This is a genomic window from Pseudomonas sp. Pse1, from assembly GCF_024519635.1.
Taxonomy (GTDB): Bacteria; Pseudomonadota; Gammaproteobacteria; order Pseudomonadales; family Pseudomonadaceae; genus Aquipseudomonas.
On sequence record NZ_JALJRO010000061.1, the window covers coordinates 1 to 1,120 of the forward strand.

General features: G+C 55.4%; 1 protein-coding gene and 1 pseudogene. Both read left to right on the plus strand.

The window, feature by feature from the left end; all coding sequences use genetic code 11:
• The first annotated feature begins 112 nt into the window (after window positions 1-112).
• A complete protein-coding gene (locus tag NR126_RS28355; RefSeq protein WP_372827634.1) occupies window positions 113-724 on the plus strand; it encodes a hypothetical protein in 612 nt (203 codons plus the stop codon).
• A pseudogene (locus NR126_RS28360) lies at window positions 721-1,120 on the plus strand (hypothetical protein); the annotation flags it as partial. The gene NR126_RS28355 and the pseudogene NR126_RS28360, both read left to right, overlap by 4 nt.

Consider the following 1,120-nt stretch of genomic DNA (forward strand, 5'->3'; position numbering starts at 1 on the left):
CCGATGATCTTTATCAGGTGATGATGTCGGTGCGTCGATTCAAGGATGACAAGCGACCTACGGAGGATCGCTACCTGATTACCTTGAGCATTGCCAAACCCTGGATGAAACCGTGAGGTTTCGTCGCCCTGTGAACGGGCATCGATGGGCCTGGGGCTTGGCATTTCTCGGGCTGTTGGTCTGGTGGATCGAAGCACAATCGGAAAAAGAAATCGCGCTGGTGATTGGTGAGCCTTGGGAGGATATGCGTCAACGATCCAGTGCAAGCATCGGCCCCGCAATTGCCGGAAGTTTTTGGGGACGCTTACCTGATTCGGACGCCCGGTTGCGTTTCACAGACCCGCAGTATGGGTTTGTGACGCCCGTGGCACGTTATCTTGCGGTCACGTTTACCAGTACTGGTTTAGTTAGTACCGTTCGCATGTCCCCACAAATCGAACCACTGCTGCTCGACGACATTTTCAAAGTCGTGCTGGATTTGCAGGAACAATGGCGCAACGCCGGTTGGGTACTCACTCGCCCCGATCAATATCCTGCGCTCGCCGACACGCCACAATCGCGTGCCAAATTCAGCGGGCCCAGGCCCATGGGGACGACCTATTGGCAGGCCGGTGATCTTTACCAGGTGATGATGTCGGTGCGTCGATTCAAGGATGACAAGCGGCCTACGGAGGATCGTTACCTGATTACCTTGAGCATTGCCGAACCCTGGATGAAGCCGTGAGGTTTCGTCGCCCTGTGAACGGGCATCGGTGGGCCTGGGGCTTGGTATTGCTCGGGCTGTTGGTCTGGTGGATCGACGCACAGTCGGAAAGGGAAATCGCGCTGGTGATTGGCGAGCCTTGGGAAGATATGCGCCAACGCTCGAGCGCATCCATTGGTCCAACCATTCCTGGGCATATTTCGTTCAGCATTCCTAAATCGGATGCCCGATTGCGATTCGTTCATGAAAAATATGGGTTCACCACGCCGTCGGCACGTTTTTTTACCGTGGGTTTTAGCCGTGATGAGTTGGTCGGCAGTATTCGTATGTCCCCTCAAATCGAGCCGCTGTTGCTCGACGAAATCCTCAAAGTCGCGCTCGATCTTCAGGAGCAGTGGCGCCAAGGCGGCTGGGTTC